This window comes from Aeromonas sp. QDB17 (assembly GCF_027705305.1).
In the GTDB taxonomy this organism is placed as follows: Bacteria; Pseudomonadota; Gammaproteobacteria; order Enterobacterales; family Aeromonadaceae; genus Aeromonas; species Aeromonas caviae.
The window spans coordinates 198,964-212,264 of sequence record NZ_JAPDBP010000002.1 but is presented as its reverse complement, the minus strand read 5'-3'; the positions used below and the strand labels follow the sequence as shown (position 1 = coordinate 212,264).

At 61.4% G+C, this 13,301-nt stretch carries 18 protein-coding genes and 1 pseudogene; all 19 read right to left on the bottom strand.

The window, feature by feature from the left end:
- Nucleotides 1-19: 19 nt before the first annotated feature.
- Nucleotides 20-2,167: a phage tail protein gene (locus OKC41_RS02710; RefSeq protein ID WP_270671732.1), complete on the bottom strand. Its 2,148-nt coding sequence runs from the start codon at nucleotides 2,165-2,167 to the stop codon at nucleotides 20-22.
- Complete coding sequence (locus tag OKC41_RS02705) at nucleotides 2,167-2,847, bottom strand: phage tail protein (protein ID WP_270671731.1); 681 nt, start codon at nucleotides 2,845-2,847, stop codon at nucleotides 2,167-2,169. Before OKC41_RS02705 ends, OKC41_RS02710 begins: the two co-directional genes overlap by 1 nt.
- Nucleotides 2,840-4,027, bottom strand: coding sequence for a baseplate J/gp47 family protein (locus tag OKC41_RS02700; protein ID WP_226044182.1), 1,188 nt, complete (start codon nucleotides 4,025-4,027; stop codon nucleotides 2,840-2,842). Before OKC41_RS02700 ends, OKC41_RS02705 begins: the two co-directional genes overlap by 8 nt.
- Nucleotides 4,024-4,347 carry a DUF2590 family protein gene (locus tag OKC41_RS02695; protein ID WP_039040916.1) on the bottom strand — a complete coding sequence of 108 codons (324 nt, stop codon included), beginning with the start codon at nucleotides 4,345-4,347 and terminating at the stop codon, nucleotides 4,024-4,026. Before OKC41_RS02695 ends, OKC41_RS02700 begins: the two co-directional genes overlap by 4 nt.
- Nucleotides 4,344-6,117: pseudogene (locus OKC41_RS02690) on the bottom strand (phage tail tape measure protein). The gene OKC41_RS02695 and the pseudogene OKC41_RS02690 overlap by 4 nt, the downstream one beginning before the upstream one ends.
- Before the next feature lie 6 nt (nucleotides 6,118-6,123).
- Nucleotides 6,124-6,267: a hypothetical protein gene (locus tag OKC41_RS02680; protein WP_270671729.1), complete on the bottom strand. Its 144-nt coding sequence runs from the start codon at nucleotides 6,265-6,267 to the stop codon at nucleotides 6,124-6,126.
- Between the two features lie 41 nt (nucleotides 6,268-6,308).
- Nucleotides 6,309-6,572, bottom strand: a complete 264-nt coding sequence (locus OKC41_RS02675; RefSeq protein WP_163147975.1) for a putative phage tail assembly chaperone — start codon at nucleotides 6,570-6,572, stop codon at nucleotides 6,309-6,311.
- Nucleotides 6,569-6,799, bottom strand: coding sequence for a hypothetical protein (locus OKC41_RS02670; protein WP_270671752.1), 231 nt, complete (start codon nucleotides 6,797-6,799; stop codon nucleotides 6,569-6,571). Before OKC41_RS02670 ends, OKC41_RS02675 begins: the two co-directional genes overlap by 4 nt.
- Nucleotides 6,696-7,127 (bottom strand): hypothetical protein, encoded by a 432-nt coding sequence (locus OKC41_RS02665; protein WP_270671728.1) that lies wholly within the window; start codon nucleotides 7,125-7,127, stop codon nucleotides 6,696-6,698. Before OKC41_RS02665 ends, OKC41_RS02670 begins: the two co-directional genes overlap by 104 nt.
- On the bottom strand, nucleotides 7,124-7,585 hold the full coding sequence (locus tag OKC41_RS02660; RefSeq protein WP_270671727.1) for a glycoside hydrolase family 104 protein: 462 nt from the start codon (nucleotides 7,583-7,585) through the stop codon (nucleotides 7,124-7,126). The genes OKC41_RS02665 and OKC41_RS02660 overlap by 4 nt, the downstream gene beginning before the upstream one ends.
- Nucleotides 7,572-7,898 carry a phage holin, lambda family gene (locus OKC41_RS02655; RefSeq protein ID WP_167825649.1) on the bottom strand — a complete coding sequence of 109 codons (327 nt, stop codon included), beginning with the start codon at nucleotides 7,896-7,898 and terminating at the stop codon, nucleotides 7,572-7,574. Before OKC41_RS02655 ends, OKC41_RS02660 begins: the two co-directional genes overlap by 14 nt.
- Before the next feature lie 23 nt (nucleotides 7,899-7,921).
- Nucleotides 7,922-8,131, bottom strand: a complete 210-nt coding sequence (locus OKC41_RS02650) for a TraR/DksA family transcriptional regulator (RefSeq protein WP_270671726.1) — start codon at nucleotides 8,129-8,131, stop codon at nucleotides 7,922-7,924.
- A gap of 9 nt (nucleotides 8,132-8,140) precedes the next feature.
- A complete protein-coding gene (locus tag OKC41_RS02645) occupies nucleotides 8,141-8,596 on the bottom strand; it encodes a phage protein (protein WP_039040909.1) in 456 nt (151 codons plus the stop codon).
- 3 nt (nucleotides 8,597-8,599) lie between these two features.
- Nucleotides 8,600-9,724: a DUF2586 domain-containing protein gene (locus OKC41_RS02640; RefSeq protein WP_270671725.1), complete on the bottom strand. Its 1,125-nt coding sequence runs from the start codon at nucleotides 9,722-9,724 to the stop codon at nucleotides 8,600-8,602.
- A 4-nt stretch (nucleotides 9,725-9,728) separates the two neighbouring features.
- Nucleotides 9,729-10,415 carry a phage virion morphogenesis protein gene (locus OKC41_RS02635; RefSeq protein ID WP_270671724.1) on the bottom strand — a complete coding sequence of 229 codons (687 nt, stop codon included), beginning with the start codon at nucleotides 10,413-10,415 and terminating at the stop codon, nucleotides 9,729-9,731.
- On the bottom strand, nucleotides 10,412-10,936 hold the full coding sequence (locus tag OKC41_RS02630; protein ID WP_270671723.1) for a phage tail protein: 525 nt from the start codon (nucleotides 10,934-10,936) through the stop codon (nucleotides 10,412-10,414). Before OKC41_RS02630 ends, OKC41_RS02635 begins: the two co-directional genes overlap by 4 nt.
- Nucleotides 10,933-11,394: a head completion/stabilization protein gene (locus OKC41_RS02625; protein ID WP_202014889.1), complete on the bottom strand. Its 462-nt coding sequence runs from the start codon at nucleotides 11,392-11,394 to the stop codon at nucleotides 10,933-10,935. The genes OKC41_RS02630 and OKC41_RS02625 overlap by 4 nt, the downstream gene beginning before the upstream one ends.
- Before the next feature lie 124 nt (nucleotides 11,395-11,518).
- Entirely contained in the window at nucleotides 11,519-12,247 is a 729-nt protein-coding gene (locus tag OKC41_RS02620; protein ID WP_202014887.1) for a terminase endonuclease subunit, read from the bottom strand.
- A gap of 3 nt (nucleotides 12,248-12,250) precedes the next feature.
- Nucleotides 12,251-13,300: a phage major capsid protein, P2 family gene (locus OKC41_RS02615; RefSeq protein WP_270671721.1), complete on the bottom strand. Its 1,050-nt coding sequence runs from the start codon at nucleotides 13,298-13,300 to the stop codon at nucleotides 12,251-12,253.
- Between the last annotated feature and the right edge of the window lies 1 nt (nucleotide 13,301).

The window sequence follows — 13,301 nt, the reverse complement described above, 5'->3', positions numbered from 1 at the left end:
AATCAGGGGTTTGCTTAAATTATACAGAGCTAAGAAAGTTACACCTTGGCGTAAAATAACCAAAATTGCCACTAATATATCTACCTATAGACCCACCCCTGAACGTATTGTTCACAGGTGATGCATACTTTTCAAAAACAACTACCGGCTGTTTTGTTTTTAACGGCTTTAAATCATTAAATCCAGAAACCTCACATTGCTGTGCACTTATTATCAAAGGGATGATGGTTTTATCTGGATTGGTATGATGGCCAAGATGCTTGCACGACAAAAGACTCGAGTACCAACCATCCACAACATACCCAGCCCCACCATTTTCCCTGCTTGGATCTTGATAAACATCAATCCTCGTCGGTGAATCAGCATAGCATGACAAAAATGTGTTCTTTTCGGCGCCCTCAGTAACATAAAAACCAAAAAACATTCTTCCCAGCTCACCTATATCCATCCCCTCCGTATTCCCCCAAGGGTGGATGGCCTCAATGTGGTTTGAGCCACCAGTAACCCTGCACCCAGTGGCATAACCAACAGGCACCACGTTACAAATGTACCCATCTGAGCAATTCACACCTAAACCTATAGACGCATCACTTCTGGCATTGGAAACAATAACGTTGACATCTTGAATGTTTGGCTCATACCCTTCCTGGACTCTTAACCCGCCTATGTTCGCCCCTGTAATCACGACATCCTTACACGCCGTATTAATTGACCGCCTCACAACAAGAGCTTCTGCATCAACCCCCTTCTCAAAATCCTTAGCATATAACCGCAGGCCACACATCGATGTCCTGCCAGGCAAAGTCCACGTATGCGATGGGTCATAAAATGGATACGCATAACCACCATCTATTTGATATAAAACATCACCAATAAAGTCATTGCCTATATAGCAAACACACTCCCATCGAACCCTTGTTCTAGGTGGCTGAATAATCGGTCTTGAAACCACAAAACCCACGTCACACACAACAACGCAATCACGCCCAACCGCTGCCGCTAATGCTGAGTCAACAGCATCATGAACACTCAAGAAAGGCATCTTGTATTTACTTATATAAATGTTCTCATCTAAAAAAGTATCCCTAAGAAGATTGTCACACTTAACCCAATGCATTCCGCTATGCACTTCATTCAATTCAACCTTTTTTGGCAAATCTCCTGTCCATGCATAAACCCCCTTGCCGTCTTTGCTGAGCACCACCTGATTTGCCGTTTCGATGATCATCTCTACACCGAACTGTCCGATCAGGTCATATCCCGCTTCGGCCATCGAGCGCCTCCACAGGGCGAAGGTGTCAGGGATGGCCCCCGAACCGCTGCTGCTAACCTGCCCACGGTCATCAATGATGGTGCTGTCCACCTGCACGGAGCCCAGCTTGGCTACGAAGTGCTGATAGCCGCTGCCATCCACATGGTCGGTCAGGTCGGTTACGCTGGTTATGAGCGTGAAGTGGTTCTGATGTTCGGAGAGCAGCGAACCAGCACGATGTACATCGACCCAGACGCCAATCGGCTTGGTGCCTGGGTAAATGACTTCGGGTTGTTTCAGTTCGACCCGCAGGCCGCCGACGATGGCTACACCCGGAGTGACCTGAAAGGCACCATCCGTCTCTACCACCTTGAAGCCGTCACCGACAAAGGTGTGATGGCCATAGAGATCGGCCTGCAGCTGGCGGATATCTTCATCCATCCCGCGCAGGCGGGCGGCATAGTCAATCTGCCACGTTCCGGCATCCACATGGGTGAGGGTGGCCTCTGCCGCCTGGTCGTAACCCATCAGCATCGACTTGACCAGGGAGTTGCCGGTCTGGCCGGTGGTCTGGTCGGTCTTGAGCTTTGTCTCGCGCCCCTTGTAGACAATCATCCCGATCACACCGTTCTGCTTGTTGCGCAGATACATGGCGTTGAAGCTGAAATCGCCAATGGTGGTGTCCATCACGATGGTGTAGGCCACCGCGTTGTTGTTGACGCGGCCGCGCTGGTCCACGTTCTGGCGGTGGACGATCTGGCTCTCCGGCGGCAGGACTGTGTCCGGGTCGATGGGGGCGGTGATATCGAGGTTGGGAATATCAGCCAGGATGAATTCATCCAGCACGACCGGTTGCTCTGCGGCCAAGCTGGACTGCCAATATTGTTCGAATGCGTTGGTAATGACCTGGCTCATCAGGACTCCTTGCGGGGGAGAGACGCCCCGTAAACGTGTTGAATGAAATGGATTTGACCGGCTTGTAGGTAACCCTTGCAGGCTGGTTTATTGAGGGATGCTGCGAATACCTGGTGGGCCATGTCGAAATGCCCCGCATGCAGGTATGCCACGGCGGGATAGAGCACCTGGAAGCGGTAGCGGCGGCAGGTACGTCCGTAGTGCTGGATCAGGGTTTCCATCAACTGCTGGTTTTCCGCCAGAGCGCTGTCGGCCACCTCGATGGTAATGACATCCCAGGGGGTGCCCTCCTGGCGCTCATGCAGTTCACACCAGCCGATGCCAAGGCGCTCGAATATGCGCTTGAACCCCGCCACCTCGCCCGAATCCTGGGCGTTGATGAAGGCGAATTTCACCCGCTTGCGGAACAGGGTGAGCGGCTCTCCCTTGAAGCGGGTGATATCTCGTTCCCAGGCGAGCAGGGCCAGCATGCTTTCAGAGCAGGTCATCGGGTCTTGCTGGGTCAGCGGCTGCAGCAGCCAGCCGCGCACGCGACGCCAGAACGACATGATGCCTTTGGCCAGGAAGGCTGGTTCTTGCACCCCCTCGGCGATGGTCTTGCCGTCTTCCCACCATGGGGCGGTGCTGTCTGGCAGCAGAGGGGCCTTGTCCTGGTGATTCAGTTCGGTGGTCTTAGTCATGGAGGAACACCTCCAAATCGCTCAGGCGCGGGATATCGAGACCCGAGACGATGTCCAGTTCGGTGAAGTGCAGGCTCTTGATCTCGGGGAATGCCTGGTGCAGCTCGCGGCCAAGCTGGCTCAGTGAGAATCGGGACTGGGGCCAGGTGCGGGTCACAGTGGGGTAATCGGCAGATTGACGGAATGCCGCCTTCACCAATAGTTCCACATCCCGTTTGAGTGCCAGCCGCTGCTCTGCGGTCAAGTTATCGATAGGCCACAGGTCCAGGTGAAGAGTGTGATCCGTCTCCGGCATGGCCATCACCTGCAGGTCATCGCCATGGCCATGGTTACCCTGGTTGCTCACGTAGTCGTTGAGCTTGTCGATCAAGCTGGCCGGCGTGGTGCCAACCTCCAGCAGGATGAAGGCATTGGCGGTACCCGGGCCCCGCGGTGCGTCGTGCTCGAAGAAGATGTGATCGGCGCGGATCCCCGCCACGCTGGCGAGCATGGAGCGGTAAATCGCGTCGATGTGGTAGCGCCCTACCGCAGAGAACTGGTTCTGAATGCGCAGCCCCAGAGCATCGTTGCTCTCTGCATCGGCCCCCTGTGTGGTGACCCAATCGCGGTCGGTGTTGCGTGCTGACAGGATACCGGTCACCGGTTTACTCAGCAGGTTGTAATAACCGGGGGCCAGATTCCAGGCGCTGCCGGCGAACTCAGCCTCGCAGACCACCTTGGCTACGGCCTCACCGGCAGGGCTCACCATCTCCTGTAGGGGGCGCAGGCGATAGATGGTGCCGTTGATGCGCTCGGTGGTGATCCAGACATCGGCCGGGATGGTGACGGCCTCTGCCGGATTGACCTTGGTGAAGTTGACCAGGCCCCGGGTTTTCTGGGCAGCTTTACGGGTGAGATCAACATCCCAGGCCTTGAGGTCGAGATAGGTATCATTGGCGGTCGCGGCAAAGCTGGCTGGCAGCACATGGCCCGCCAGCAGGGTGCGGATCAGCCAGAGCGCCGGGGTGATGACCACGCCGCGCACCAGACGCCAGAACGGGGACACATCGCTGTCGTTGGTGATGAGTGAGCCTGCGGCCTCCACCTCTTTCTTGAGCTCGGCCTCCATGGCCGCCTCGGTTGTCGGCACCCCGCTTTTTGCCAGCAGGGCCATAAAATCCACGGTGGGGCGCAGGTTCACAGGGTTACCTCCAGATCGCCGAATTCATAGGTACGGGCCGTGACCAGGATGCGTTCCGGCGATTCTTCGCTGATCAGGATGGTGCCCGGGATCAGGCGTAAGTCGTTCTCGACCAGCAGTTCGATCTCGGTCATCACATCCGCCCGCAGGGTGGGGCTGCGTTCGCCGATGAGCTTGCGGGCCAGCCCCGACTCCATGATCCGGTGCTTGATGTCCTGGCCGATGCTGTGCCGATCCTGGGTGAGGCGCGGCTGGCCGCCGGCGTCGAGTTGCCAAGCGCCATCCACCACCAGGATGTCGATGTACTTGGGATCGGTCATGGGGTGGTCATCCACAGTTCTTGCTCCATCTCTCCCGGTGACACCTGGTTCTGGAAGTGGTTGTGCACCTCGCCGATATGCATGGCCTTGGTCGGCTTCTGGTTCGCTGTGGTCGCTGCTGCGTTGGCCTGGATCAGCTGCTGGCCAATGCCACCGGATGGGACGTTGCTTTGACCGCCCTGGCGATAGCGTGCAAGCGGTGCGTTGATGTTCTCTGGGTTTGGCAGGTTGAGGTCCGGCATGGCGCCCGCCTCAATGTTGACGCCCGGGATCATGTTCAGCTTGTCGATGAGCCAGTCGATAGACTTGCCGAGCAACTGGAACACGCCCCAGTCTGAGAAGGTTTTTTTCAGGTCATCCCAGTAGTAGCTGACCGCTGCGACAGCGCCGATCAGCAGCACTATCCCGGCAATGATCAGGCCTATTGGGTTGGCATACATGGCGATATTGACCGCCAGCAGGATGGCACGAAAGGCAACCAGCCCCGCTTTGAGCAGGTTGAGCGGCGCCATGATGATGGTCCATGCGATACCCATTCCCAGGGTCGCCAACTTGGCCAGCCCCGCGACCAGCATCCACGCCCCGGTGACCATGCTCAGGCCTACGATGGTCAACATGGCATAGCTGATCACCTTGGTCAGGTTAGGGAAAAGGTGAGTCCACCGCAGCACATCATTGGCGCCATCGGCAAAGAGACCGACCACCGCATTGATGGCTGGCAGCACCACGCCAAAGGCGGCGGCACGGATGGCGAACCATCCTTGCGTCACCCGTTCCCACTGATCGGTCATTGACGCGGCCATCTGTTCGGCCTTGCCCATGCCGTGGGTGTTGGCCAGCGCGTTGATGTTGGTGGCCAGGCCCTTGGTGTTGGTCATGAGCAGCTTGATCATGGCGACCGCCTCATCCGAGCCGAACGCCTTCTTGAGCTCATCCCCCTCGGCCACGCTCATGGTCTCACAGTAACGCATCTTGAGCTTGTCCAGGATGGTGAGCACCGGCAGCATGTTGCCTGCCGAGTCGGTGAACTGCATGCCGAGCGCCTTCTGAGCGCCACCTACACCAGCCAGGAAGGACTTGAACTTGGTCCCGGCCTCGCCGCCGCTCATGGTGGCCTGCAACTGGCCCAGCACAGCGAACTGCTCATCCATCGATACTCCGGCCGCCGTGGCGTTGGCACCGATCGCGCCGAACGCATCGGCCATGCCCTGGCCGGTGGTCTTGAACAGTTGGACCGCCAGCGCCGTTTTGCCGGCGACATCTTCCACCCAGTTGGCCTTGCCCATCTGCTTGGCCTGCTGCTCGAAGATGCCCGTACATGGTGCCCATGTAGTTGGTGATGGTGGCGGTGTCGGCTTTTGTGGCCTTGGCCAAGGTAGTGGAGGCGCGAGTGAAGGCTGGCAGCTCGTTACCCTCCAGCCCGGCGATGGCGGACTGGATGTCGTAGGAGGAGCGCACGATCTCGGTGGCCGAATTGCCATACTGCACGGACAACTTGAGTGCTTCGCGGCCGAGCGCCCCGAGCACATCCTTTTGCACATCAAGGGAGGCCACCTCAGCGAGGGCCCTGTCCATCTCGATGGCCGGGCCAAGGGCGCCTTGGATTGCCATGACGCCGCCCGCCACGGTCGTGGCCCCCATGGCCATATTGCTCCAGCCCTGGCGGCCCGCTTTGCTGACCTTGTCCATCTGGGCGTTGATGCCGGCAAGGGGCTTGGTGACCTGGTCAACCAGAGCCACCTGCATCATCAATTTTTCCATCCAGGCCATCAGTCGTTACCCGTTCAGTGCTTTGGCAATGCCCTCGGCCACGGTGGCGGCGTTGGACTCTCGGTGGTGCTTGTCTATCCACATAGCGCGGGCCAGGCTGTCGATGTCGTCTTCTTCATGGGGCAGGTAGTAACGCCGCAGCGCCAGCACCTGCTCCAGTTGGTTGCGCTCGATGGCCTCGGCACGCGCCGTCAGTTTTTTACGGTGATGTCCAGATCGGGCGCGAATTCCTTATTCACGGCACCAGCCAGTTGCAGGGCTGCGCTGGGGCGCTTGAGCAGGTCATCGAGCGCCTCTTTGCTCTCCTGGCAGACGATCTTTTTCAAGTAGTTGTGGGCAGGTGCCACCTTGTCGTTGGGCATCATGTCGTTGATGAAGCTGTTGTAGGCCACCATGGTTGGGGCAAACTTCAGCTCTTTGCCTGCGACTTCCAGGGTGATGATCGGTGTGCTCATGGGGTTGTTTCCTCTTGTTCAATCCAGTTGGTCAGGGTGGTGATCTGGGTTTGGCAGCAGCGCAGCGCCGTCTGCAAGGTGGGGATAAACTGCACGGCATCGCCGTAGGTGCTCCCCGTGAATTCAGGCTCCGGGCAGTTGGGCACCAGCCCCGGCGGTGGCAGCCGCTTGACCACCCGGGTCTGCACCACTGTCGTGGGGTGGCTGGAGCAGGCGCAGAGCGCCAGCAGGCAAAGGCTCGCGAGCGCAATCCGGGCGGCCCGCCGGCGGCGTGGCCAGGGCTTGTTGCAATTCATCGGCTGTTTTCCTGTTCTGGTTGTCGAGCTTGGCCAAGGCGGCGTTCTGGTTGCTGAGCAGCAGGCGCAGGCCCTTCGTTATCAACTGCTGTTCCTGGAGCTCGGTGGCCTGCTGGTCGTTGGCATCCTGCAGATTGGTGATCGTGGTTTGCTGCTCGGTCAGGGTGCGCTGCATATCCACCGTGCGGCGATGGGTGACATAAAGCGCCAGCACCAGGAGCAGGCCCACTATCCCCAGCACCTTGCTGAGCGTGCTCATGCCAGCACCCCGCCAAACTCGGTGAACTTGGCCAGCAGATCAGCCAGCTTGTGCTCGCGCTGGCCGTAGCCGGCACCGGGCAGGCTGGCCCAGATGTTGGCGCACTTGGCGATTGCCTGGGGGATACGCCCCTTGATCACGTCGTCCAGCGCCTTGCGCTCGCGGATTAGCTGGATGGCCCATGTGTCTTGGGAGGCGGGGCCAAAGTCCGGCAGGCGGAGAGCCGCCTGGTAGTGGCGCCAATGGCGGGACAGGAACTGATAGCGCCCGGCGGCTGTGCTGTGCAGGGTCGGGTTGACCCGCACCAACACATCGGGGTGTTCGCGGTAATCCTGAAAGAACCCGGCCGGGTTGACCAGCTTGTTGTAACCATCGTCGCCCAGCCCCTTGGTGCCCTCGGCATAGGCGATCAGGTCGAGAAAGGCGGCCATCTGGGGATGGCAGTCACTGCGCGGCATTGTTGTCCTCCTTCTTGCGAAACATCAGGGCCGCCCTGTCGCGGATGATGTCGATCCCAAGCAGCCCCACCACGCCGCCCAGAAAGGGGGTGGCCTCCTGGGGGATCCCGAGCAGGTGGGTACCGGTGGCGGCCGCCAGGGTAATGAGGCCGCACAGCAGGGATTCGATCAGCCGGCGGCGACCCCGCCCACCGGCGTAGGTGATGCGCAGGAAGGCGATGGCCAGCGCCAGCAGGGCCCCATAGACGGCGGGCCAGTTGTCCATCAGCCAGGCCAGCAGGGCGGTGGCGAGGGTCGGGTCTTTATGAGGCATGTGGTTCATGTCCGTTGCTCTGATTAGCGGTCCAGCCTCTCAAGGCGGGTCTGGCAGGGGACGCACAGGCGCACCCCGGGTACGTGGCGGCGGCGTCCCTCGGGGATGTCGTCGTCGCACTCTTCGCACTGGTGCAGGCTCTCCCCCTGGTAATGCCCCTTGCCCACCTGGTTGGCGAGTTGGATCGCCAGCATGCGGGCGGCGTGATGGTTGGCGCGATCGATGTCGTCCAAGCTTCCCCCTTAACCCAGCAGGTGGCGGGTGTCTTCCTGGGAGAGGTAAGGCACGCCGTTGATGTGAACGAAGTCGGGGGAGGTGACGAACCCCTTGATTTTGTGAACCCCCTTGCTGCCCCCCTTGGGATCGACGTCGAGCAGGTCAGAGATCTGCAGCTTCACGCCGAAGGCCTCCACCTTCATGGTTTCGTCGCCGGTGTCGGCGTAGAACAGCACGTCGTCCGGCGCCATACCGCGCCAGCTCCCCGCCCGCTTGGCGGCATCGCTCAGGAGGGTGAAATTCTTGGCATCGAGCTCGAACTCCACCTCGGCGGCGACATCCCCATCGACGAAGCCATCTGGGATCCCCCGGGTCTGGGCCACGGCGCTGTTGTCGGTGATGGAGAGACTGGCTTTCTCGACATGGACCATGGTGCCCATCAGCGTGGTGTCGAAGCTCTGGCCTGAAATGCGTCTGGTCATGGGTTAGCCCTCCCCGTTGTTGAGGCTCAAATCGAGCATGATGTTGACGGTGATCCCCTTGGGGCAGTCCACGGTGCGCACCACCACGTACACGGAGACCAGGTTCTTGGCGGTCCATTGGATGCTGATGTCTCCATCCTTGGGGGAGGCGATGTCACCCGGGAACGGCTGGCCGTTGATGGTGGTGGCCTTGGCCATCTCGCGCAGGTCTTTGCCGAAATACATGATGGCGGCCGCGGTACTGCCCGGAGTGGAGTTGAACGAGCGGTCCCCGATGCGGGCGATGGCCCGCAGGCGCATCCGGCGAGCTACCTTGTAGGCCACCCGCAGGTTTTCGATCACCTGGTAGTCACCGCCCTCGGCGTCCAGGGTGCGGCCATCGGCCCAGTAGGTGCCGTCATAGTCCGGAAACCACATCGGTACCGAGTAGCGGTTTTGTTCCAGGGTTTGCAGGGTGGCGAGCGGCAGCGGGATCCCGGCCTTGTCCACCGGCTTGTTGCCAAGGCCCACCAGGGCACCGGTCTTCACCCGGCAGGGGCTGTCTGCGATGCTCACCGCCCGGTTGCACAGGCGACCGGCATAGACGCCGGCGAGGTTGGGCCACAGTTGCGGCACCAGAGAAACCGAGCTCGCGGCGATACCGTTTTGCAGGGCGGCCAGCGTGGCTTCGTATTCGCTCCAGTCCTGGCTACCCTCACCAGTGGAGATGATGCCCGGTACCGCCAGCAGCATGAACTGCCAGCGCCCCCATTTGGCGATCAGCTCCTGGTTGAGCGCATGGGCGGCATTGATGCCTGCCTGGTCCCACTCCTGACCCAGCACCACGACACCTTCAAACGACTGGGTCTGCTGGGCGGTTCGCACGGCGGCCAGCCAGTCGCCATCTTCTGGCAGCACGTAGGCGGCCGCCGTCCAGTTCTGGCCTGCGTTGTCACGGGTGGCCAGCAGGTTGGTCTTGAGCTCGCTTTCACCCTCACCCAACAGGGTGTCAAAGTCCGATTGGGTGTTGAGTGAGAGCAGCTTGCCGGTGTTGCTGGCGGCACTGCCGATGAACAACAGGTGGCGCTCGACCTCGGTCACTGGCCCCTGCATCTGGTTCAAGTTGTTGATCTGTACATAAGGCCACATGCCGTTATTTCCCCTTCATGTCTTGCTTGTTGACGTCCCAGCCGTAATCGATGCTCTGCAAGGCGCGGGCGAAGGCCTGCTGCCTTTGCCTGGCGTTGGCGCCCAGGAACGGGCGGGCCGGCAGCTGGATCTCCCAGCTCTCTTTCACCGGTTCGTCCTTGAGCTTCTTGATAAGCAACCCCGCCTGGGCGTAGTTGAGATTGGCGGTGATCCAACCCAGCGATGCCGAGCGGTATGCCCGCTTGCGCTTGCCAGGACGCTTGAACCCAAGCTCGCGCAGCTTGCGGCCCTGTGCCTTGCTGGCCTGCTTGTTCTTGCCCACATCACTGGGGGCAATGCGGCGCCGGCTGGCGGCCGTCACCTTGTAGGTGTGCCCCTTCTGGTGGGTGTTGGCGATGACCCCTGCGTGGGCGCTCATGGTGCCCTTGGTGAACCCCAGCTCTGCCACGTCCTGACGGGGGGGGCGGATCTCCAGCAACTTGGGCAGGCCGCGCAACATCTTGCGTTTGCCCCGTTTGCGTGGGGCCCAGGCATTGCCATTGGGGTCTTGCTGCTGGCGTACGTTGCGGGCGGCCAGCTTCTTCATCTCGTTGGCGGCTCGCCATACCAGCCGCTGGCGCTTCTTGGGTGGCAGGGCCAGCAGGTTGAGCTGGTCTTTGCTGCGGTGCGCGTCGAGCGTGATGGTGATCATGCTGGGCCCCCGACCCGGTGCTGACCGGTATCACCCACGTTCAGGTCGATGTGCTCGGCCACCCAGATGTCATAGGGGGCAACGCTCCAGCGCTTGCCGAGCCAGTTGATAGGCCCTTGCGGGTGCTCGATAAGGCGCAGCGGCTCGGCGAAGGGGAGCTGGATCTCGAGGTCGGCCGTCTGCTCGTCGTTCGGGGTCACGGCGTACTCGGGATCAGGCAGCTCGAACTGCTCGCGAAAGTCGTCGTGCTCCTGCACCCAGGCCGCGACGGCCGCCAGCAGAATGGCCGGATCCAGCTCTCGAAACGGCAGTTGCTCAATGGTGAACACCGCCTGGTAGGTGAGCCAGGCTACATCCACCCCGGTGGGCCCCATGTTCCTGGGTTCGAGCTTGATGGTGCCGTTCTCCATCCAGCTATCCAGGCGCTTGTGGCATTTGCCCGGCAGCACCCGCAGTAACTCGGCGTGGAGTGCCTGCAGGAAGTATCCCTGGGCCTGCTGCTCGTTCATGGCTGCGCTCATATCAGCGATACCCCCGCCCGGTGCTTGCCCTTGATGCTGCGCACCAGCTGCTGGCTCTCGGCCAGCAACTGGGCACGCTGGTCCGGGGATCGCTCCACCTGGTTGTTGGCGGTGGCCCGTTCGGTGACGCTGGCGAACTCCGGCAGCAAGGCGGCCTTGGCGCGGGCGAAGACGGCGGCCAGGTACTGCTCGGTCAGGGCGTTGTTGCCACCTTCCAGGCTGGTCCCAGGTACCTCGGCGGCAGTGGTGTAGCCCTTGCCCTGCAGCGCTGTCTGATGGCTGGCGAGCTGCAGGTTGATTTCAGAGACGGCGGCCAGCAAGGCGGCGCCGGTGGTCTGCTGGTCCAGATCGGCAGGCAGGGCGCGGCGGCGTTCGAAGTCGGCGACGGCCACATCCGGCCAGAACCCGTCATTGCGGATAGTGGCGGCGCTATAGTCGATGTCCTTGCCTGCAAACATGGCTTGCCTCGCTGGTTGAATGGGTGCACCCCTGTAGCCACGCAATTGCCGCAGGGTTCGCCAGAGGCGGTCCATGGCATTCGCGCCGGGGTGCGACGGCGCGGAGAGTCGGTTTGTTCCGGTGTCAGTGCTCTGGGTTCAGCGCCCGCAGGCGCATGGCAATCTTCTGGCGCAAGGTGCCGACGCCCACCTTGCCGTGCAGCTGCTCGGCCTGGGCCAGCCAGTGATCGGCCTGCTCCAGGGTGGCGCTGTCCCCCACGGCGCTCGGGCGGGGCTGGCCGTTGTGGCCCCGCAGCAGCAGGCAACCGGCGGCCTTGAACCACTTGGCGGTCAGCCGTTCGTTGAGGCGCCAGTCATTGCGCACCTTGTCGAACACCCGGGAGAACCAGGGCTCGACGGCGTGCCCTTCGGCCGCCTGTTTCTCGGCCCACTCCAGCACGGTGTCGGCCACGAAGTGGGCCCAGTTGCGCTTGATGTTTGCCGGGGTGCGTTGGCCCTGGGTGATGGCGAGGTCGCTCCAGGTGATGCCGGCGTCGAAGTCGCCGACATCGAAAGCCCAGATGATGAGGCGCTGGAACAGTTCGTTCTGATAGGGCTGGCCAGACTCGCTGACGGCGGCCAGATAGCGCTCCACATAGGGGCGGTACTTGGGCATCAGCTCATCGCGTTTCATGTTCACCCGGTCCCCGATGCGGGCCAGCTTGCGCAGCCGGATCATGTCCTGCTCCAGGGCAATCAGTTGCAGGTGCAGGCTGTCGGCCACCGCGCCGGTGGCCACGCCTGAGCTGGCGGCCTGCTGGGCCCCCTGCACGGCGTGCACGCGCTGTTTGTGGCGTTGACCGGGTGAGCTCATGGCTTAGGCCTCGGGGGCCGCCGGCGCGGCGCCGATCTCGATGTCTGCCTCTTCAAAACCGCCATATGCCAGGTGCTCGCCGAGGGCATAGCCTTCCATGCGCCAGTACTGGTTATCGAAGCACTTGCGATCCTGGTTATCGTCCGCCTTGCGCTTGCGGGTGTCGCGCTGGGTGTAGATGTGCAGGTTGTCCAGGGGGGTGACCACCATTCGCTTGCCCGGGAAGAAGGGCGGGATGTAGGCACGGCGCCCGGCGATGGACTCGGCCAGCTTCTGGGCGGCGATCTGCTCGCTCGGCTTGGTGGCCTCGCTGTAGAGCTTGGCCTGGGCGGCGGCGATGAGGTCGGTACCGACCAGCACCACCAGACGCGGGTCCTGGCGGAACAGGGGATCGATGGTGGTGTTGATAAGATCGGAGGCCATCTCGTCCAGGGTCTTGTAATCCCCCTTGCCGTCCGGGTCGAAGTAGATCTTCTCGCCAGCCTTGGCCTTGATGATCTGGCTGCCGCCGTTCCACTCGCGGGCGATCTGGTGCCAGCCCTTGTTGACGTCTTCCCCCAGCGGGTGCTCGGCGGGATCGGTATCGGCGGCCGCTTCCACGCCGTTCCAGCCGACCCGCAGCATGTCCAGGGCAAACGCCTTGTTGATGAAATCACCCACCAGGCGCAGGAACTCGCCCTCGCTGCCGGCGTTGGCCCAGACGCACAGGGTCGCCCAGTCCAGCGAAGCGCAAGAATCAGTCTCGGTCAGCTCGTAGGTGTTGCCATCGACGCCGATCTTGCCGTTGAAGCGGCCGTTCTTCTTGCGGCCGGTGAACAGCTTGCCGATGCCAACCTGCACCACCTGCCCCTTGATCTGGTCCACGTCCAGGCAGGTGATCAGGCCGAGGAATTCGACGGAGGCGAGCAGGGCGGCGCGCAGGCCGGTTTCCACCGGGCCGGTGACGCTGAACTGTTTGGCCAGGGCGTTGACGGGGATGCCGTAGGCCTTGGCCAGGGCATGGCTGTATTGCTCCAGGCGCTGCATGGCCTGGACGGTAAGGGTCTGGCTCACG